This is a genomic window from Stenotrophomonas sp. MH181796 (assembly GCF_009659995.1).
In the GTDB taxonomy this organism is placed as follows: Bacteria; Pseudomonadota; Gammaproteobacteria; order Xanthomonadales; family Xanthomonadaceae; genus Stenotrophomonas; species Stenotrophomonas riyadhensis.
Genome location: NZ_RAHU01000010.1, coordinates 93827 through 112364, shown reverse-complemented (window position 1 = coordinate 112364; position 18538 = coordinate 93827). Strand labels below are relative to the sequence as shown.

18 protein-coding genes and 3 tRNA genes are annotated in these 18538 nt (G+C 66.1%); 6 read left to right on the top strand and 15 right to left on the bottom strand.

Annotated features, from left to right (window positions below; translation table 11 throughout):
- Positions 1–3: 3 nt before the first annotated feature.
- Genes D5301_RS22580 through D5301_RS22565 form a run of 4 tightly spaced genes read right to left on the bottom strand, consistent with a single transcriptional unit; the run spans position 4 to position 5154 of the window.
- Entirely contained in the window at positions 4–666 is a 663-nt protein-coding gene (locus tag D5301_RS22580) for a MotA/TolQ/ExbB proton channel family protein (RefSeq protein WP_164160612.1), read from the bottom strand.
- A 3-nt stretch (positions 667–669) separates the two neighbouring features.
- The gene (locus tag D5301_RS22575) at positions 670–3069 is read right to left on the bottom strand and encodes a DNA internalization-related competence protein ComEC/Rec2 (RefSeq protein WP_164160610.1); all 2400 of its coding nucleotides are present in this window, start codon (positions 3067–3069) and stop codon (positions 670–672) included.
- Between the two features lie 59 nt (positions 3070–3128).
- On the bottom strand, positions 3129–4481 hold the full coding sequence (locus tag D5301_RS22570; protein ID WP_153856950.1) for a HAMP domain-containing sensor histidine kinase: 1353 nt from the start codon (positions 4479–4481) through the stop codon (positions 3129–3131).
- A gap of 1 nt (position 4482) precedes the next feature.
- Positions 4483–5154, bottom strand: coding sequence for a response regulator transcription factor (locus tag D5301_RS22565; protein ID WP_110711791.1), 672 nt, complete (start codon positions 5152–5154; stop codon positions 4483–4485).
- 145 nt (positions 5155–5299) lie between these two features.
- Here D5301_RS22565 and D5301_RS22560 point away from each other — a divergent pair, with 145 nt between their 5' ends.
- Together D5301_RS22560 and D5301_RS22555 are read left to right on the top strand one after the other, a co-directional pair.
- Positions 5300–6073, top strand: coding sequence for a MipA/OmpV family protein (locus tag D5301_RS22560; RefSeq protein ID WP_153856949.1), 774 nt, complete (start codon positions 5300–5302; stop codon positions 6071–6073).
- A gap of 31 nt (positions 6074–6104) precedes the next feature.
- A complete protein-coding gene (locus D5301_RS22555) occupies positions 6105–6389 on the top strand; it encodes a hypothetical protein (RefSeq protein ID WP_110711789.1) in 285 nt (94 codons plus the stop codon).
- Between the two features lie 45 nt (positions 6390–6434).
- Here the strand turns inward: D5301_RS22555 and D5301_RS24080 are convergent, their stop codons facing one another.
- Positions 6435–6575 (bottom strand): hypothetical protein, encoded by a 141-nt coding sequence (locus tag D5301_RS24080; RefSeq protein WP_180847485.1) that lies wholly within the window; start codon positions 6573–6575, stop codon positions 6435–6437.
- 155 nt (positions 6576–6730) lie between these two features.
- Here D5301_RS24080 and D5301_RS22550 point away from each other — a divergent pair, with 155 nt between their 5' ends.
- From D5301_RS22550 to D5301_RS22540, 3 genes are all read left to right on the top strand, one after another.
- Entirely contained in the window at positions 6731–7309 is a 579-nt protein-coding gene (locus D5301_RS22550) for a TlpA disulfide reductase family protein (protein WP_228756489.1), read from the top strand.
- 113 nt (positions 7310–7422) lie between these two features.
- Complete coding sequence (locus tag D5301_RS22545; protein WP_049444507.1) at positions 7423–7611, top strand: hypothetical protein; 189 nt, start codon at positions 7423–7425, stop codon at positions 7609–7611.
- 259 nt (positions 7612–7870) lie between these two features.
- Positions 7871–8203 carry a hypothetical protein gene (locus tag D5301_RS22540; RefSeq protein ID WP_153856948.1) on the top strand — a complete coding sequence of 111 codons (333 nt, stop codon included), beginning with the start codon at positions 7871–7873 and terminating at the stop codon, positions 8201–8203.
- Between the two features lie 149 nt (positions 8204–8352).
- Here D5301_RS22540 and D5301_RS22535 read toward each other — a convergent pair.
- The 3 genes from D5301_RS22535 to uvrB form a co-directional block, all read right to left on the bottom strand.
- Positions 8353–8427: transfer RNA gene (locus tag D5301_RS22535), tRNA-Val, on the bottom strand.
- A gap of 98 nt (positions 8428–8525) precedes the next feature.
- A tRNA-Val gene (locus D5301_RS22530) sits at positions 8526–8600 on the bottom strand.
- Positions 8601–8707: 107 nt separating this feature from the next.
- Positions 8708–10732, bottom strand: coding sequence for an excinuclease ABC subunit UvrB (gene uvrB / locus D5301_RS22525; RefSeq protein WP_032128896.1), 2025 nt, complete (start codon positions 10730–10732; stop codon positions 8708–8710).
- 150 nt (positions 10733–10882) lie between these two features.
- Here uvrB and D5301_RS22520 point away from each other — a divergent pair, with 150 nt between their 5' ends.
- The gene (locus tag D5301_RS22520; protein WP_194936665.1) at positions 10883–11410 is read left to right on the top strand and encodes a GspH/FimT family pseudopilin; all 528 of its coding nucleotides are present in this window, start codon (positions 10883–10885) and stop codon (positions 11408–11410) included.
- A 62-nt stretch (positions 11411–11472) separates the two neighbouring features.
- On the opposite strand, the gene D5301_RS22515 is transcribed toward D5301_RS22520, so the two are convergent.
- The 7 genes from D5301_RS22515 to D5301_RS22485 all read right to left on the bottom strand — a co-directional run bounded on the left by D5301_RS22515 (position 11473) and on the right by D5301_RS22485 (position 18417).
- Positions 11473–11549, bottom strand: a tRNA-Asn gene (locus tag D5301_RS22515).
- Between the two features lie 56 nt (positions 11550–11605).
- The gene (locus tag D5301_RS22510; protein WP_263469208.1) at positions 11606–12049 is read right to left on the bottom strand and encodes a type IV pilin protein; all 444 of its coding nucleotides are present in this window, start codon (positions 12047–12049) and stop codon (positions 11606–11608) included.
- Positions 12046–15738: a PilC/PilY family type IV pilus protein gene (locus D5301_RS22505; RefSeq protein WP_153856946.1), complete on the bottom strand. Its 3693-nt coding sequence runs from the start codon at positions 15736–15738 to the stop codon at positions 12046–12048. Before D5301_RS22505 ends, D5301_RS22510 begins: the two co-directional genes overlap by 4 nt.
- 9 nt (positions 15739–15747) lie before the next feature.
- Positions 15748–16263: a PilX N-terminal domain-containing pilus assembly protein gene (locus D5301_RS22500; RefSeq protein WP_110711783.1), complete on the bottom strand. Its 516-nt coding sequence runs from the start codon at positions 16261–16263 to the stop codon at positions 15748–15750.
- Positions 16264–16283: 20 nt separating this feature from the next.
- On the bottom strand, positions 16284–17435 hold the full coding sequence (locus tag D5301_RS22495; RefSeq protein ID WP_153856945.1) for a PilW family protein: 1152 nt from the start codon (positions 17433–17435) through the stop codon (positions 16284–16286).
- Positions 17432–17908: a type IV pilus modification protein PilV gene (pilV, locus tag D5301_RS22490; RefSeq protein WP_153856944.1), complete on the bottom strand. Its 477-nt coding sequence runs from the start codon at positions 17906–17908 to the stop codon at positions 17432–17434. Before pilV ends, D5301_RS22495 begins: the two co-directional genes overlap by 4 nt.
- Complete coding sequence (locus D5301_RS22485) at positions 17905–18417, bottom strand: Tfp pilus assembly protein FimT/FimU (RefSeq protein ID WP_153856943.1); 513 nt, start codon at positions 18415–18417, stop codon at positions 17905–17907. Before D5301_RS22485 ends, pilV begins: the two co-directional genes overlap by 4 nt.
- Positions 18418–18538: the final 121 nt, after the last annotated feature.

Sequence of the window (18538 nt, the reverse complement as noted above, 5' to 3'; positions counted from 1 at the left end):
CGATCAGGCCTTCGCCGTAGCGGCGCTGGCCGAACGCGCGGACGGCGCCGGGTTCATCACACCGGGTCGGCCATCGAGCGTATCCAGCAGTGCGCTGGCTTCCTGCTCCATCTCCACCACGTAGCCATGGATGCGGCCCTTGAAGTAGCGATGGAACATCAGCGCCGGGATCGCCACGATCATGCCGGTAGCGGTGCACACCAGCGCCTTGCCGATGCCGCCGGCCAGCTGGTTCACATCGCCCACGCCATGGTCGAGGATGCCCAGGAACATCTGGATCATGCCGATCACGGTACCCAGCAGGCCCAGCAGCGGGCCGGCCGAGGCGATGGTGCCCAGCGCGTTGAGGAAACGCTCCATGCGGTGCACCAGGTGACGGCCGGTGTCTTCGATGCGCTCGCGGATCTGGTCGCGCGGGCGATTGCGCGCTTCCAGCGCGGCGGCCAGCAGCGCGCCCAGCGGCGAGTTCGCCCGCAGGGTCTGCAGGTGGGCGGGGTCGAGCTTGCCGCGTGCGGCCCAGTTGCGCACTTCCTGGCCGAGGCCGGGCGGCAGCACTTCAGTCCGCCGCAGGGACCAGAAACGCTCCAGGATGATCGCCAAAGCCAGTACGCCCAACAGCAGCAGCGGCACCATCGGCCAGCCACCGGCCTTGACCAGTTCCCACACGTTTCAACCCTCCGGCCCAACGGCCGCTTGTTCGATCGGCGATAGGATAGCAGCCGACCGCGCCCGCCCAGCGGCATCCCACCACCGGGATGCGTGGATACGCTGTTCACGCAGCTGCAGCCCTTGTGCGCCAAGCCATATGCGGATCGCCCCGGAATCAGCCGTGGCCAGCACTTCCGCCCCTTGCGCCTGCCAGCGCTGGACCACGTCCTGGCGTGGATGGCCGAAGCGGTTGCGGTGCCCGGCCGAGACCACCGCCAGCCGTGGCGCCACGGCGGCCACCCACGGCGCGCTGGAGCTGCCGCCACTGCCATGGTGCGGCACCAGCACCACATCCGCCTTCAGCGCTGCCGGAGACGCCTGCAGCAGCGCCTGCTCGGCCGGGCGGCCGATATCGCCAGGCAGCAGGACCACGCCGTGACGGCTGGCGACGCGCAGCACGCAACTGTCCTCGTTCTCGGCCTGGCGGCTGCCCGGTGCCGGGTGCAGGACCTGGAATTCAACGCCGTCCCACTGCCACTGCATCCCTTGCTGGCAGGGCGCAGCGCCGGCGATGGTGCTGCCCGGTGGCGCCAGCAGCTGCAGCCCGGGCAGCTGCCATCTCAGGCTCGGCAGGCTGCCCGTGTGGTCCAGGTGGTCATGGCTGAGCATCGCCTGCTGGGGCGGCCCCTGCCCGAGCGCGCGCAGGGCCGGGACCAGGATCCGCTCATTGCCATCCCCACCGGCCGGCGGCCCGACGTCGTACCAGAGTGCATGCCGCGCCGTGCGCAACAACACCGCGGTGCCCTGGCCGACATCGTGCACCAGCAGCTCCAGCTCTCCTGCGGCGGGCGCATGCCGGGCCGGCCACAGCAGCGGCAGGCACAGCAGCAGTCCGGCCAGGCCACCGCCGGCGCCACGCGGCAGCAGCCACCAGAACACCCCCAGCAACGCTGCCGGCACCGCCCAGCGCGGTGCCTCGGCCAGCCACCACATCGCCTGCGGGTGCAGCGCCAACGGCTGCAGGGCCTGCCAGCTGAGCTCGAACAGCCAGGCGGCGACGCGCCATGCCCAGCGCCCGGCGCCATCATGCAGCGCGTGCAGGCCGGTACCCAGCAGCGACAACGGCACTACCAGCAGGGTCCACCACGGAATGATCGGCAGATTGACCAGCGGCCCCAACCGCGCTGTGCCACCGAACAGGGCCACGCAGAGCGGCAGCAGGCCGAGGCTGGCCACGCCCTGCGCGGCCAGGAAGCCACGCAGGCCACCGCCGACGCCCTCCGGCCCGGTCCGCGGCAGGCACCACAGCAGCCACAACACGCCCCCGAAACTGAGCCAGAAGCCGGCCGACAGCACCGACAGCGGCGCCGGCAACAGCATCACCACCGCGGCCAAGGCCAGCCCCTGCCCTGCACCGACCGGGCGGCGTCCGGCCCGGGCCAGTGCAACCAGGCCGATCATCAGCGCTGCGCGCACCGTTGGCAGTGCACCACCGGCCACCACGGCGTAGACGGCCGCAGCCAACGCCGCGCCCCACGCCGCCGCCTGTGGTCGTGGCCAGTACCGCCCCAGCAGCGGCAGCAACCACCACGACACGCGGCACAGCAGCACGCCGAAGCCTGCAACAACGCCCACGTGAAAACCGGAAATGGCGACCAGATGGGTCAGTCCCAGCGCGCGCAGGTGTTCCCAGTCGTTGTCGGACAATCCGCGGGTATCGCCCAGTGCCAATGCCTGCACGAACCGCGACGCAGGGTGTGCCACCTGTGTGGCCATCGCTGCACTGCTGCGCTCGCGCCAGGCCGGCAGGCCCTGCGCGGGGCGCAGCTCACGCGCACTCGCCGGATCGCGTACCACGCCATTGCCTGAGAGACCCCGCAGCAAGGCATGGCGCTCGCCATCGAAACCGCCCGGATTGATCCTCGAGCGCGGTGCCTGCACGCGCAACGACAGGTCCCAATATGCCCCCGCACGAACGGCATGCCGGCCAGCTTCGCCAGCGCGTGGCGTCGGGCCGCGCCACGGGTCGTTCCAGGTGACCTGCAGGCGCCTGCCACGGAGCGATGGCAGCGCCGCAGCCTCGTCAACGTGCAACACGAAACGCGTGTAGCCGGGGCCGTTCCGTGGAAGGTCGGCCACTCTTCCCTGGACCCGCACCTCCTGCGGCGGCGCACCGGGTGGAAGCGGATTGTGCAGGGCCCAATGGCCGTGCAGCGTCGCCCACGCCAGCCCGAACAGGGCGGCGGCCCACGCTCGGCCACGCCAACGCCACAGCCAGCCCACGGCACCGGCAACCGCCAGCGGTGCGCACAGCCAGAGTGGCAGCAGCATCGGCATCTGCACGCAGGCCAATGCACCCAGTACCAGCCCGGCGGCACAACCGGCGCCGAACAGTGGTGAGGCAGCGCGTTCGGAAATCACCCGTACAGCCTGCCGTCGCGCGCATCAGGCTGCCTATCGGGAATTCCCCTGCGCGGATGTCAGCGCCGGACGGTACCGCGATGGAAGTTGACCCGGAAGCTGGCACCGCCGCCGGCCGCCTCGCCGACACTGACCGAACCGCCGTGGTGCTGCACGATTTCCTTCACCAGGTGCAGGCCCAGGCCACTGCCGCTGCCCGCCGCGCGCAGGCGATGGAAGGGCTCGAAGATGGCCTCGCGGTCTCCGACCGGAATACCGGCGCCCTGATCGCTGACTTCCAGCAGGCCACGGGCGTCCAGGCGCACGCAGATGGTGCCGCGCCCGCCGCCATGGACGATGGCGTTGTGCACCAGGTTGGCGATCACCCGCCCCAGCGCCAGGCTGTCGCCGTGGATCCACACCGGGGCCTCCGGGGCGTCCACTTCGAAGCCATAGCCGGCACCGACCACCAGGGGGGCAAGATCGGCAGCCGCCTCACGCACCAGCAGCGCCAGGTCCAGCCGCTGCAACGCGCCGACATTGCGATCAAGCCGCTGCAGATCCAGCAGGTGCTCGGCCACGTTGCCGAGGCGTGCGACGTCGGTCAGCAGCTGCGACTTGAGCTCGCCCTGCGGCAGCTGCGACAGGCGCGCCTGCACCACCGCGATCGGTACCCGCAGTTCATGCGCGGCGTCGGCAAGGAACTTGTCACGCGCCGCATAGCCCTGCTGCACCTTGTCGATGGCATCGTTGAATGCTTCCACCAGCGGCGCGACCTCGGTCGACACCAGCTGCGCGTCCAGCCGCGCGCCGGGCTGGCCGATGTCCAGCTCCTTGGCCTGCTGGGCGGACCGGCGCACGCCACGCATCGCACGGTGGATCACCGTCGGCATCACCAGCAGCGTGACCACGATCAACGGCAGGAAGAACCACAGGCCGATCAGGCGCAGCACCATCAGCGCGCCATCCAGCAGCCCGCCCTTCGGCGCCCCCCCGACCATCACCGTGATGCGGCGGCCGTCCTCGTTGCGGATCATCACCCGCGCCACGTCGAGGTACGGCGGCACCAGCGAGCCGAGTTCGGTGGCCCCCAGCGTCGGCAGCCTCGCCAGCAGCGGCGCGTGGATTGCCGGAATGGTTCCGCGTTCCAGCCACATGCCCTTGTCATCGACCGCCGCGAACCAGAGGTTGCCACCCGCGCCCGCGTCCAGCTTGTGCCAGCGTGCTTCATCCAGCACCAGCCGCCCGCCCTCACTGTGCACGGCCTTGGCCACGGCTTCAGCCATGAACATGTCCATGCCCCAGGTGTCCTTGTCGCCCCAGGTCAGGATCAGCGCGACCACCGCGAACAGCACGGTGAACGCCTGGGCCAGGAACAATCGCCAGGCCAGCCCAAGCGTGATGGAGCGGATCGGACGTGTCGGACGCGCCATCTCAGGCCTCCGCCAGCAGGTAGCCGACGCCACGGATCACATGGATCTCCACACCGGCCCCGGCCTGCTGCAGCGCCTTGCGCAGCTTGGAAATGTGCGCATCGAGCGCATTTGACTGGATCTCATCATCAAAACCGTACACCGCCGCCTCCAGTGCGCTGCGGGTGACCGTGCGTCCCTGGCGCATCGCCAGCGCCTGCAGCACCAGCACCTGGCGTCGGGGCAGCGCCAGCGGCTGGCCTTCCACCTGCGCCTGCAGCGATTCGAAGTCGAATTCCAGCCGTCCCAGATGCAGGCTCGGCGTTACCATCGCCGAAGGCCGCCGCGAAACTGCGCGGATCCGCGCCATCAGTTCCTCGATCGCGACCGGCTTGACAAGGTAGTCATCGGCACCGACGTCCAGCCCCTCGACCTTGTCCGACAGCGTGCCCTTGGCGGTCAGCATGATCACCGCCAGGTTGGGGCGCAGCGCCCGCGCAGTGGCAACGAAACCGGCGCCGTCGCCATCGGGCAGCTGCCGGTCGAGCAGCATCAACTGGTGCACCGGTTCGCGCAGTGCGATGGCCGCCTCCGCCAGGCTGCCGACCACATCGGCCACCACGCCCTGCCGCTCCAGCCCCGATTGCAGGGCACGGGACAGATCAGGATCGTCTTCGACCAGGAGGATGCGCATCAGAGGCTCGGCTACCGGAAACGGTGCCGATCATAGTGCCTGGCGCCGGGTTTGGGCGCCTTCGCGTGCGGATTGTCCAAGCGCAATGTTCTGACAATGTTGAGCCCGCACCATGCACAGCCATCCCCCGCAAAGTGGCTGATCGATGCCGTCGCTGTCCCCGACTCTGCTGCGCCCGCTGCTGTTCACCGCTGCCATCGGCCTTCCGTTGATCACCCACGCCGCCGACCGCAACCCGGGTGTGCAGGCCGGTATCAGTGCCGGCGCGACCTCGGGTGCGTATGCCCACTACGACGTCAAGCCGCTGGTCGTCCCCTCCATTGCCTGGCAGGGCGAGCGCTTCTTCGCCAGCCCGGGCTCGCTGGGCATGTACCTGTACCAGGGCCAGGGCCAGGGCCTGCGCCTGTCGGCCGCAGTCACGCCCTACACGCTGCGCTTCAAGACCGACGACGTGAACGATCCCCAGCTGCGTCGCCTGCACAGCCGGCAGATGTCTGCCATGGCCGGCATCAACGGCGAGTACAGCGCCGACTGGGGCATCGTCGAGGCCAGTGTGATGCGCGAGGTCACCGGGCACGGAGGTGGCATGGAATCACGCCTGCACTACAGCTATCCGATCCAGGCCGGTCGCTTCACCTGGGTGCCCAAGGTCGGCGTGGTGCACTCCAGTGCGCGCCTGCTGGATTACTACTACGGCATCACCGACGAAGAAGCGCTGCGCTCGGGACTTGCCGCCTACAACCCGGGCAGCGCGACATCGCCAAGCCTGCAGATCGCGGTCAGTACGCCGCTGGGCACGAAGTGGCGCGCGACCGGTGTGGTCGCCAACCAGTGGTTTGGCAATGCAGTAAAGGACAGCCCGATGGCCCGTCGCGGCACGCAGACGTCGGCCTTCGTTTCCCTGATGCGCTCGTTCTGATCGAGCGCCCGCAACGGACAAGGACCCCCACATGGCCTCCGTCTCCCCCACTCCCGAAGCCCACGCGATCCTGCGCGCTCCCGACCTGGACAGCGCCGAACGCGCCTACCTGGGCCTGATGCCCGATCTGGAGCACGTGAATGCACTGGCCCGCCGCGCCCTCGGGCTTTCGCGCGTCGCCGACGCGGCACGCGGCTACGCGCTGTCGATGACCCTGGTCGGGCTGCGCCTGCAGGAACTGGAAATGGGCGAGGCGAGCGCGAAGGAACATCGCCAGGCCACCCTGCGCAGCCTGCGCCAGGCCTTCAGCGCCTGAGCGCAGGCCAGCAACGCGGCCAGTGCTGCGCGGCAGCGGGAAGACTCAGCGGAACGTGGTCCACGCCAGCACTGCCGCCAGCAGGGCCACCCAGATCACCGCCTTGAAGGTACCCTCCAGCATGTTGCCGCCGAACAGCAGTTCGAGGAAGGGATTGGGCCGGGAAACCGGAACATGCTCGCTCATCGGTGTTTGATCCTGGTAATGGTTGCAGGGTGCGCGTGCCTGACCGCGCAGGCAACACTCTAGTACAGGCGGCGCCTCTGCGGACGTGCGGGCAACATCGCCTTAACAACCCGCGCGCCCGATCGGGTATGTTCGGCTCAACGCTGTGTTCAAGGATGATCGATGCTCAAGCGCGTCCTGTTCCCCGTTGTCGCGCTCTGCTGCTGTCCGCACTGATCGTCGTGCTGGGATGGCAGAACCACCAGCTCCGGCAGATCAACGCGCAGATGGCTGCCCAACTGCAGAACATGCGGCTGGAAGCGCACGGCCTCGACCTGGGCAGCCGCCCGGACGCACTGGCGCTGCGCACGACCCGGCACACCCACGTCGATATCGGCGGCGCGCGCGACGTACCTCAGATCCTGTACTTCTTTTCCACCACCTGCCGCTACTGCCTGGCCTCGATGCCGCAGCTGCAACAGATCGCAGCGGCGCGCGGCCGCGGTGAACTGATCGGTGTGGGACTGCCCCCTTACGACCAACTGGCCGACTACGCCGGAAGGCATGCATTGCAGTTTCCGATCGCCATCGACAGCGAAGGCGATGCGTCCAGGCGCTACCGCGCCACGGTCACGCCGATGCTGATGGTGCTGGCCCCCGATGGCAGCGTGACCTACAAGCATGTAGGCCAGCTCGATGAGCAGGTGGTGCGCGCCGCCATGAACTCACTGGCGCCAGCCCCCGCCCTGCCCTGATATGCCGCGCGCCACATCGGCGCGCACGTCATCGTTCACCGCATCCGCGCCACAACCGGCACTCCGGTGCCTTCGGCAACTGCAACACCACAACGCCAACCAAGGAGATACACATGATCGGAAAGAAAGTGCTTTCGTCCGTCGCCGGTATCGTCGTTGTCGCGGCCATGGCCTTCGGTGCCAGCCAGGCCTTCGCCGTCGCCCCCAAGACCGGCTATGCGCCCGGTTGCGAACCGCATCCGAGCTGCCCGTTCGGCAACTCGGGCAAGCCTGGCCAGGTGCTGTGCTGTGATCCGCTGTAATCGAAGCCGCGCCACAGGTCGGTCCCGCTGACCTGCTGCAGGCGCCGCAGCGCTGATCCAGTCCTGCGGCGATGATCGGTGCCCACCCGCACATGGGGCACCGCGCCGGGTCGCCCCCAGGGGCGGCCCGGCACTTCCGGCCCCGGATTCATCCTTCCCCGAGCGTCTTGGCGCGCGCTTTACCGGCTTTCGTCGCATACCGGTTTCACACCGCAGGGGGCAGTGCCACGCTGGACTCCCTTCTCCGGAGCACCGTGCCATGCCGATGCTTGCCCTGCTGCTGCTGTGCGCTGGTCTGTTCGGCCGCGATACCGACGCCGGGGATGCCCCCCTGCGCAGCCAGATCCTGCAGGCCGACGCTGGGCAGGCAGAAACATCACCGATGCCGGATCGGAAAGCGGACCCGGCAACCCTGCAGCTGTACCGGCTGCGCCAGGATCGCGTACTGCGCGTGGGCAACCAGCCCCTGCAGGCCGGCGCCCCGCAGCGGCATACCGGCTCGACGCGCTTCGCGCAGGTCTGGGAACGCGTGGATGGGCACTGGCGGCTGCAGCGCATGATCAGCATCGACGAATGGGTCGCCCAACGCTGACGGCTGGCTGCAGCCCACTGGCGCAAACGAAAAAAGCCGGCCCAGGGCCGGCTTCCATCGTGATCCACCGCTGCACCGGCAATGCCGGGAGCCAGNAGGGCCGGCTTCCATCGTGATCCACCGCTGCACCGGCAATGCCGGGAGCCAGGTGGTGGGCGGTACAGGGTTCGAACCTGTGACCCCTACCATGTCAAGGTAGTGCTCTACCGCTGAGCTAACCGCCCATCTTGTTCCTGCCGCCCGAAAGCTGGCCTTGCTACGTAAAAACCCGGCGCCAGGGCCGGGCTTTGCAGTTCACGACAGCCCCCTTCCAGGGACTTCGTGGTGGGCGGTACAGGGTTCGAACCTGTGACCCCTACCATGTCAAGGTAGTGCTCTACCGCTGAGCTAACCGCCCGTTTTTGCTTCTGAACGTCCGCGATTGCGTCGGTGCAGGCCGCGTATATTACGGATGCCGGCCGTGAAGCGCAACACTTTTGTGAAGAAGATGCTGCACCGCCGCGTTCAGCCCAGACTCGCTTCCTTCAGCTGCCGGATCTGGTCACGCACGCGGGCGGCATCCTCGAATTCCAGGTCCTTGGCGTGCTGGTACATCTGCTGCTCCAGCGCCTTGAGACGGGACGCCAGCTGGGCCGGGCTGAGCGATCGATAGTCACTCCCTTCCTCGGCAACGCCGGGCCTGCCCTTGCCCTTGCCCTTCTTTGCTTCCTTCTCGGCCGCATCCGAGCGCGCACCTTCCAGCACGTCGGTGATCGGACGCGCCACCGAGCGCGGCACGATGCCGTGCTGCTCGTTGTACTCGACCTGCTTGGCGCGACGACGGTCGGTCTCGTCGATCGCCGCCTGCATTGAACGGGTGATCTTGTCCGCATACAGGATCGCCTTGCCACGCACGTTGCGGGCGGCACGGCCGATGGTCTGGATCAGCGAACCGGTCGAGCGCAGGAAGCCCTCCTTGTCGGCATCCAGGATCGCCACCAGTGACACTTCGGGCATGTCCAGGCCCTCGCGCAGCAGGTTGATGCCCACCAGCACATCGAACTTGCCCAGGCGAAGGTCGCGGATGATCTCCACGCGCTCGACGGTGTCCACGTCCGAGTGCAGGTAGCGCACGCGGATGCCGTGTTCGGTCAGGTATTCGGTGAGGTTCTCGGCCATGCGCTTGGTCAGCGTCGTGACCAGCACACGGTCACCGGCCTTGATGCGCGCGTTGGCTTCGCTCATCAGGTCGTCAACCTGGGTGCCCACCGGGCGGATCTCCACCACCGGGTCGATCAGGCCGGTCGGACGCACGACCAGCTCGGTGATCTCGTCACCGGCCTCGCGGTACTCATAGGGGCCTGGCGTGGCCGACACATAGATGCTGCGCGGGCAGCGCTCTTCCCACTCCTCGAAGCGCAGCGGCCGGTTGTCCAGCGCCGAGGGCAGCCGGAACCCGAACTCGACCAGCGTCTCCTTGCGCGAACGGTCGCCCTTGAACATGGCACCGATCTGCGGAATGGTCACGTGCGATTCGTCGATCACCAGCAGCGCGTCGGCTGGCAGGTAATCGAACAATGTCGGCGGCGGTTCGCCGGCGTTCTTGCCGGTCAGGTGCCGGGAGTAGTTCTCGATGCCGTTGCAGTAGCCGACCTCGGCCATCATTTCCAGATCGAACTGGGTGCGCTGCGCCAGGCGCTGCGCCTCCACCAGCTTGTTCTGCGCGTACAGCTGCTCCAGGCGCTCCTTCAGCTCGACCTTGATCGTCTCGATCGCCGCCAGCACACGCTCGCGCGTGGTGGCGTAATGGGTCTTCGGGTAGACCGTGAAGCGCTGCATGTTGCGCAGCGTCTCGCCGGTGAGCGGGTCGAACAGGGTGATCTTCTCGACCTCGCCATCAAACAGCTCCAGGCGCAACGCCTCGCTGTCCGACTCGGCCGGGAACACGTCGATCACTTCGCCGCGCACGCGGAACGTACCGCGCTGCAGTTCGTACTCGTTGCGCGTGTACTGCAGCTGGGTCAGATGGTTGATCAGGTCGCGCTGGTCGATGCGTTCGCCCTTGGACAGGATCAGGCGCAGCGACAGATAGTCTTCCGGCGCACCCAGGCCATAGATCGCCGACACCGTTGCCACCACGATCGCGTCCGGGCGCGACAGCAGGGTCTTGGTCGCAGCCAACCGCATCTGCTCGATGTGCTCGTTGATCGAACTGTCCTTCTCGATGAAAGTGTCCGACGACGGCACGTAGGCTTCCGGCTGGTAGTAATCGTAGTAGCTGACGAAATACTCCACCGCGTTGTGCGGGAAGAACGCCTTGAACTCGCCATACAGCTGCGCCGCCAGCGTCTTGTTCGGCGCCATGATCAGCGTCGGCTTCTGCACGTTCTGGATGACGTTGGCGATGGTGTAGGTCTTGCCCGAGCCGGTCACGCCCAGCAGCGTCTGCTTGGCGATGCCCGCTTCGAAGTTGCTGGTCAGCTTCGCGATGGCATCAGGCTGGTCGCCCGCCGGCGAGTACGGCGAGACGAGTTCAAAACGGTCGCTCATGGTGGTGCCAGTTCCCGGGAGTAGTGAGTATACGGGGCATGGAGTGACGGCCCGCTGAGGGGTTTTCGGACCCGCCAGGCCATGGACGGCCGATGCACGGATTCCACGCGCAAGCGCAGCGTTGGGGACCATCCCTGGAACCGTGCTGCCATGCCTCCCATCCGCCGCCTGCAGCAATGCGGTCTCAGCCTCATCGAGCTTGTCGCAGTCCTGGCTGCACTGGCGATCCTGTGCTCGCTGGCACTGCCCCCCTTGGCACGGCATCTCGACCATTGGCACGCCGACATGGTCCGCATGCGCCTGGTATCGGTGTTCAACAGCGCCCGCGCCACCGCCCTTACCCACCGCCGCGCAGTAACCGTCTGTCCCAGCCAGGACGGCATCGAGTGCAGCGACGACTGGGTCCGCGGCTGGCTGATTGAAACCGAGCCCGCGGCGTTCCCCGCAGACGTCGCTGTCCGGCGTCAATTCCAGCCAGGCACGCAGGCTTCGGGGGTACGCGCGGGCATCAGCAGCGGACGCCGCCGGCTACGATTCCAGGCCGATGGCCGCAGCGCAGGCAGCACGCTGACCGTCCAGATCTGCGCAGGCTCCCGCCTGCACGGTACGGTGGTGGTGAACAATATCGGCCGAACCCGCTCCACACGACAGCAGGTGCCCGCTCCCTGCCCACTCTGAGTTGGCAGGCCGCTTGACGCAGAAACGCAGAAGCCGCGATTTCTCGCGGCTTCTGCAGGATCTGGCGCCCGAAGTTGGACTCGAACCAACGACCCCCTGATTAACAGTCAAGTGCTCTAACCGGCTGAGCTATTCGGGCGGGGAGGCGCATTCTAGATGCTCATTCCAGATCATGCAAGCCTTTGCCGGATCTCCCTACCAGCAGGTCTGGCTGGAGGTGTTCGCCGGCGTCTTCACGCCGGCCTGGTTGATGCTCAACGTCCCGCAGCTGTCCTTGGCCTGCCCGCCCTGGGGCACCGCGGTGATGGTGAACGTCGATGCCGTCGGCACAATGCTCACTTCATACCAGATGGACGACCCGCCCTCACGAGGCGAGTTGATCTTGGTCGAGCTCGTCTCACTGAAGGTGAACGAGGCGTAGCTGTTGTTCTGCGTGTGATGCCGCTCGGCGCGCTGTGCGTACTCGACCATTTCCGCCTTGACCGCGGCCCGATGCGACTTGCGAACGTGTTCGGAATAGCTGGGATAGGCGATGGCAGCCAGGACCGCGATGACCGCAACCACGGCCATCAACTCGATCAGCGTGAAGCCCTGCTGGATGGATCGCCTTGCGGGACGCGAAACGAAACGCTTGCTCACTGGATCTGTCTCCACGATTGGCGACCACACGGATAGGGAATGTAGACAGACTGGTCGCCATTCTTCAGGAACGACACGCATGCGGGCTGCGGTGGTGTAGGCGGTCCACCACCCGGCTCGAGTTCTGGTGGCGTATCTCTTGGCAGAGCGCCTGGTTTGACATCGCGTACCGGTCCGCCGCTGGTGCTGGTCGTCACCGTCTTCAGTGCGGCGACACCATCACCGATCGCGGTGCCGTCGGGCGAGCCGATCCGGGCGCGCCCGAAGGCCCCACCACCGTTCAACGCTTCCAGACCGAACAGCCAGTTGGTTCCCGACGAAGAACAACCAGAACCACCGGGTGTCGGCAGATAGGTCGGCATGAACACTACGCCATCGGACAATGAGGGGTTGCCTACAAAGCGTTCACCCGCAGGCAGGTCCACATACCACCCCAGACTGCCATTGGGCGGCGTACTACGAACAAGCGTGCGCTGGTCACCATTGGTCACCACCTGGCCCCCGGTCAGGCTGGCGCTGGTCAACGTCGCCGATACCGCGCCGTTGGCCAGATCATTGACCGCATACAGGCTCTGCACCGACGTATCGGCCTGGTCACCGATGAAGGAGAAGCTGCCACTGCCGAAGAACAGCATGACACCGCCATTCGGGCCGCTACCGGCCGTGATGCCGCCGGTGATCGGCTGCCGCAGGGTGCGGTTGTTGTCGGTGTAGGTGCGGGTGGTGAACACAGGCGTGCCTACCGTCGTCGCACTGCTGCGCAGATCGAACTTCCACACGGCACCCTTCTGGTCGGTGCCGTACACCGTGTCCGTATAGCCATCGCGACGGCGCTGGTCCTGCTTGTCGCCACCCCAGCGGTCGATGGCCACGATACTGCCCAGGCCATTGTTGCCGTCAGGCGCGCCCGACGTCTCAACCGCCTCGATCATGGTCACGTTCGGCGTTCCCGTACCAATATCGACCACGAACAGCACGGCCTTCTGGTTGCGGCTGTTGTAGCCATTGCCGAAGATCGCCTTCCAGGTCGGTACACCGTTGGCACCCAGTACCGGCACGATCACCGGCTTGCCCAGCACGTGCCCGATGTTGTTGCGCACGTTGGCCGGCAGGCTGTTGTCCAGGTCGCTGATTTCCCACAGCTTGCTGGCCGTGCTGAAGGTGTTGCCCGCAGTAACGTCCAACGCGAAAACACTGCGTCCGCCTGCACCCGAGGCGCCTACCAGCGTGGTGTGCCAGTTGCCGCCGTAGAAGGTGTCGCCTACGCTGATCTGGCCATCAACATAATAGCGGTGATCGAACTTCTGGTCGTTGAGATCGGCAGCGTTGTAGGGGAACAGCAGGTTGCCCATGTGCCCCAGCGCGGTTGCCGGAATGTAACCAAAGCTCTCGGCGCCGCCATTGCCGGTAACCACGCCCTTCGCGTTCATGCCGCCATCGAAGCCATGCAGCATGCCGTCATTGGCCCCGACATAGACCATGTAGCGTGCGCGCTCGGCCTTGCTGGTCAGGTAGGCGCCGTAGGTGGTGCCCAGGTTGCCCGCCAGGCGCCGATAGCCGTAGTCGTCCGAGGGCGCGCTGACAACAGGGCTGGATGTGACGATATCGCCCAGGCGGGTGGTTCGATCACGCAGCTTGCCACCACTGCGCTTCTCTCCGGCAGTGTCTCCCAGCAGATACTTCACGGCAGAGTCCGCCGTTGCACCCAGTTTCTCCAGTTCGGCCTGGTTGCAGCGCGACATGCCCGGATAGAGCTCGGTCGACTTGGTGCAGAGGTCGGCCAGCGAAACGTTGGTACCGTTGAAACGACTGGTGGCGCCGCTCTTGGTGAAATAGACGTTGCGCATTTCGGCGGTCGGAAGCTGCGCACTGGCCTCCCAGATCGGCGTATAGACCACTGCGCGGGTCTTGGGGTCCACCGAAATCTTGCTGGCCGTCAGGCGGCTGAACCAGTCTGTACCTTCGTTGGCGATCTCATAGGTCGGTTCGACCGACACCGAGCCCGCACCGATGCGTGCACCACTGGCGCCCTTACCGCCGGAAGGAGACGCGCCACTGGTCACTGCCGACAGCACACGGCGCATTGCCGTGGTGATCTCAGCCGGCGTACGGGCATTGATGTACTCGCCCCGAGTATTGACGGCGGCATGCCAGATGTCGTCGACCGTACTTCGGTCATTGTCTGCCGAGGCGGGCCACCTGGAGTAGATCGTGGAGTCGGTGAACGGATCCTGGTCCAGGTCCGGGTTGAACAGCGTGCCCCGGGCACCCAGCGTGACACCATAGAAGTTCAGGTGCAGGTTGGTCTGGCAGTCCAGCCGCTTGTCGGGATTGCCAGTCTTGCAGGCCTGCACCACAGGCACCTGACCCGCCGGCAGATCGGGACGCAGCGGGGGCTTGCCGCCTTGATTGATGTAGTACTGGCTGACGATGTCCGCCATGGTGTTGAAGTTGGAATCACTGAACGGAATGCCCATTCCGCCATCGGCATTCTGGGCGGTGGTCGGTCCTCCCCCGTTGCTGAAGCCGTCAGTGAACAGCATCACCGCATTCTTCTGGCAGGCCAGCTTCACCGGCGCGTCCTTGTCGGTGCGGGTGAACTGCAGCGCAGCGGCGTCAACGGCCCAGCGGTTGGGGGTACCACCATTGGCCGTGAGCCCAATCATGTCCGAATACAGAGCAAGCTTGGCATCGGGCTGCGCCAGGTCACGCATTGCCAGCGGCTTCCTGACACTGTTGTAATTGGTGTAATCACCGATGCGGAAATAGCCTACCCGCAGGTTGTTGACGCCTGCCAGCGACCGGGTCATGCCGGCGATCATCGCGCGGTTGCGGTTGCCGTAGAAGGAGTACCAGTTGGCAAAATTCTGCAGCGCGTCCTTGTTGCTGTCGGTGATCGTGTACTTCCACATCGCACAGCCACTGCCACAGGCGTTGTCGATCTTGACCCGGCTCACTCCGGAATACACACCGGCCTTGTCTTCGCGCTGCGGGTAGGGATCCTTGTCGTTCGTCCACGGCAGGAAGAAGGTCGCCGGCCAGTACTGGACGTAGATGTTCGAGGACCCTCTCCAGGTTATGTCCTGTTCGGCGGTCCGGTCCCGGCCATCGTTGTAGGTGGTCCCCTTCGGAATCACCATGCCGGTCAGGATCCGCGACGTACCGCTGAAATAGTTGGCAGCCAACGCCACCCTTGTCGAACCTCGCGGATCAATCAGGGTCGACGTCGGATTGGCTTCATCGTAGGGCTTGCCCGTGCCATCGATCCAGGGCTCATACTTCACCTCCGGATTGAAGTAGGTCGGGTTGTAGGTAGGCGAGCGGGCAAATCCCAGTGAATCCAGCTGCGGGATCGCATAGTAGCCACTGCTGATGACTGGGCCGGGCAGCACGTAGTAGTAGCTGCAGGTGCCGACGCCCACATTCAGATTGCCATTGCGATCGAAGAAGCTGCCGCCGCTCGCGCAGCCGGCACCATCCTGCCCGGGGAACTGGGTCTGGAAGGTCATCGACCCCGAGTCGTCCACCGCCATGATGAACGCGGGTGGCGTCTGCACCTGGTTGTTCAACGGCGCCTGTGCCAGCAACCCCTGGGCCTGGGCTGCGGTCAGGTTGTAGGCAACCACGCCCAGGCCGGCCAACCCTACGGCCGACGCCGCTGCAATCCACTTGAATCTACGCGTAGCCATGCCGCGCCCTCAAAGCTTGAAAATGGTATCGATCACCGACGATGACGTTGCATTGGCAGGGTCATCGGCCGCGAACGCGGTTATCTGGTAGGTATACGTCGCGCTGTCATCGGCCTGCCCCTCATCCAGGGCGTTGCCACCCGGGCCACCGCACTTGTCGATGCGGCGAACGCTCACTTTCGGCACGGCGGTGATCACCTGCGAACGCCCCCACTGCACGGGGTCGAAACGGTCCTCGCAGTCGTAGCTGATATCGCCCGACGCCAGCACGCTGCCCGTCGGCACATCGGTGCGGTTGGCGATCGCCTCCGCCGCGCGCTCTGCATTGCGCACCACGCCTTCCGCGTTCTGGAAGGAGCGATTCACCGCGCGATAGTTGGAGGCCATCTTCTCCTGCATGCCAGCAACCTGCATGCCCGCGATGCCGATCAGTGCCAGCAGCAGCAGCATGATCAGCGCCACGTACAACACCGCTCCCTCCTGCCGCCGGGGCAGCATGGGCGCGCGGTTGGCCCGGTGACGCATGGTTGGTGATCGGCTCATGATCAATTCCCGTAGAGTCGGTTACGCAGCGCGATGCTGACTTCGTAGGCGGTCCGGTAGCGCCCGTCGGTCACGCCATCCTGGCTGTAGGTAACCCCCAGCACACCCAGCTTGGCTGCCGCATCGGTCGGTTTGCCTGCGCTTGCCGGTGAGGCGCTGCGCGCGATGAGGCCCACGCGCACCTGACCGACCCGCAGCCACTGACCGGCGCCGGTCGCGTCCGTCTGGGTGGTGACCGTCGAAGCAGTCTGCAGGCGCGTGATGTTGCCCACCGGCGATGAGCCCGGCGCGATGCTGGCAGTGGTATCCAGGCCGAACAGCAACTGCATGTTCTCGATGCCTTCAACCAGTTCTTCATTGATGGTGTAGGCGCCACTGGCATCTGCCCGGGCGCGGCGAAGCCCCGGACCACTCACCCCCTGGCCCACGTAATACACCAGTGATTCGGCGCGATAGACCATCGTCGGCGCAGGCTGCGGTGCGTGCCGCGACAGGCTGACCCCCGTGGCCGTGATGGTTCCGGCGGCGGTTGTCCCCTTGAAGATGTCCACCGCATCACAACTGGAAACACCAAACAGGGTCGGAGCGGAGACACCGCCTTCGGTCAGTCGCTGCCAGCGTGCGGCATCGACGGTCAGAACCGAACCATTCACGGCCAGTACCGGCACACCCTCGGGAGCAAGGAACCGCAGCACCAGGATGTCGCTGCCCGGCATCGGCGCCGGCGAAAGCTTGGCGATTGCGGTCGGCAGGTTGGCAGGCAGCGAACCCTTGCCTACCTCCAGCTGGGTGCCAGGCCCGGTATCAGGGGCTTCATAGCCCTGCACCGCCACGCTGAAATCCAACGGATTGCCACTTCCGGACACCGCGCCGAGGTTGTAATGCGGCTCTCCCTGCCCCTTCGTCACGTGTGCCTGGTCATTGACGCAGCCCAGATGGCCGGCCATGCGGATGTCACGCTCGAGGAAGTCCAGCGCGAACCGACCGTTTTCCTGTGCACGCGCAACACCTTCGGACAACCGCGATGCTGACTGGGAAGCGATGAAGATCTGGATGACCCCCAGCATCAGCACCAGGCCGATGACCATGGCGATCATCAACTCGATCAGCGACAGACCCGCCTGCCGGGCGGACGTGGAAAGCGATGCATTCATAGCTGGGTCTGCAGGGCGAAGGTGGTCGGCGTATCCGGGCTTTTCGGGTTCCAGCGTTCATCGGCCCAGCTGATGGCCACGGTCGCCACACCGTTGTTGACGGTCACGGTGGCTGCGGCGTTGTCACCGAGCGCCTTGACCACCCGGCACTGCCAGTCGGTGATGTTCTGCGCGATGCTGACGGCCGCGGTGGTCGGCGCACAGACCCCGGCGGCGGTCCGGCTCCCCGAGGTGAAACTCGCATTGGCGTACCAGGCCGACTGGTAGCGGTTGCTGCGCATCTGCTCGGTCAGGTCATAGGCCAGATTGGTCGCCTGGGTACGGTAATTCGCACTCTGCACGTAGCGTACGTTCATGGTCTGCAGCAGCGCGAAGCCGAGCAGGCCAAACGCCAGGACCACGATCGCAATGAGTACCTCCAGCAGGCTGAAGCCCCCCTGCTGGCGCGCGGCATGGAATGACGGATGCTTCATGGGCAGGGCCCCTTCGTACTGTTGACCTGGCCCGAGGCATTGATGGTGATCGTGCTCATCATCGGATCCTTGCCACACTTGTCGGGGCGCAGGGTAATGACCTGATCGCCTGCCGCGCGGCGACGGCCGCGCGCATCGAAGGCCACCAGCGTCTGCGGGCCGGCCACGACCAGGCCTGGGTTGATCTGGTTGAAACGCAGCACGGTTTCGCCATTGTCGAAATCGCCGTTGCCGGAGGTATCGCTGAAGGCCATCATGCCCTTGTCCCACTTTCCGTCGCAGCGCGTGCCATCGCTGCTGCCGCACACGCCGCCGCCGCGGTTGTTGCGTATGGCATCACTGCGCGCAAGGTTGAGCAGGCCGATCAGTTCATTGTGGGCAGAGACGACCCGATTGGAGCGGATCGTGCTCTGGAAGCTGGGAAACGCAATGGTGGCCAGCACTGCCAGCACGATCAGCGCCACCATCAGTTCAACCAGTGTGAAGCCGTTTGGCCGGCGCAAAGACATTGGACGCTCCCCAGCGTGTTGATGGCCACGATGGGCCATCGTCCTGCCACCGGCAAGCGGCGGCAGGATGAACGGTCAATCCGGGGCGACGGGCGTCAAAGCCTTGACGACCCGCCCTCCC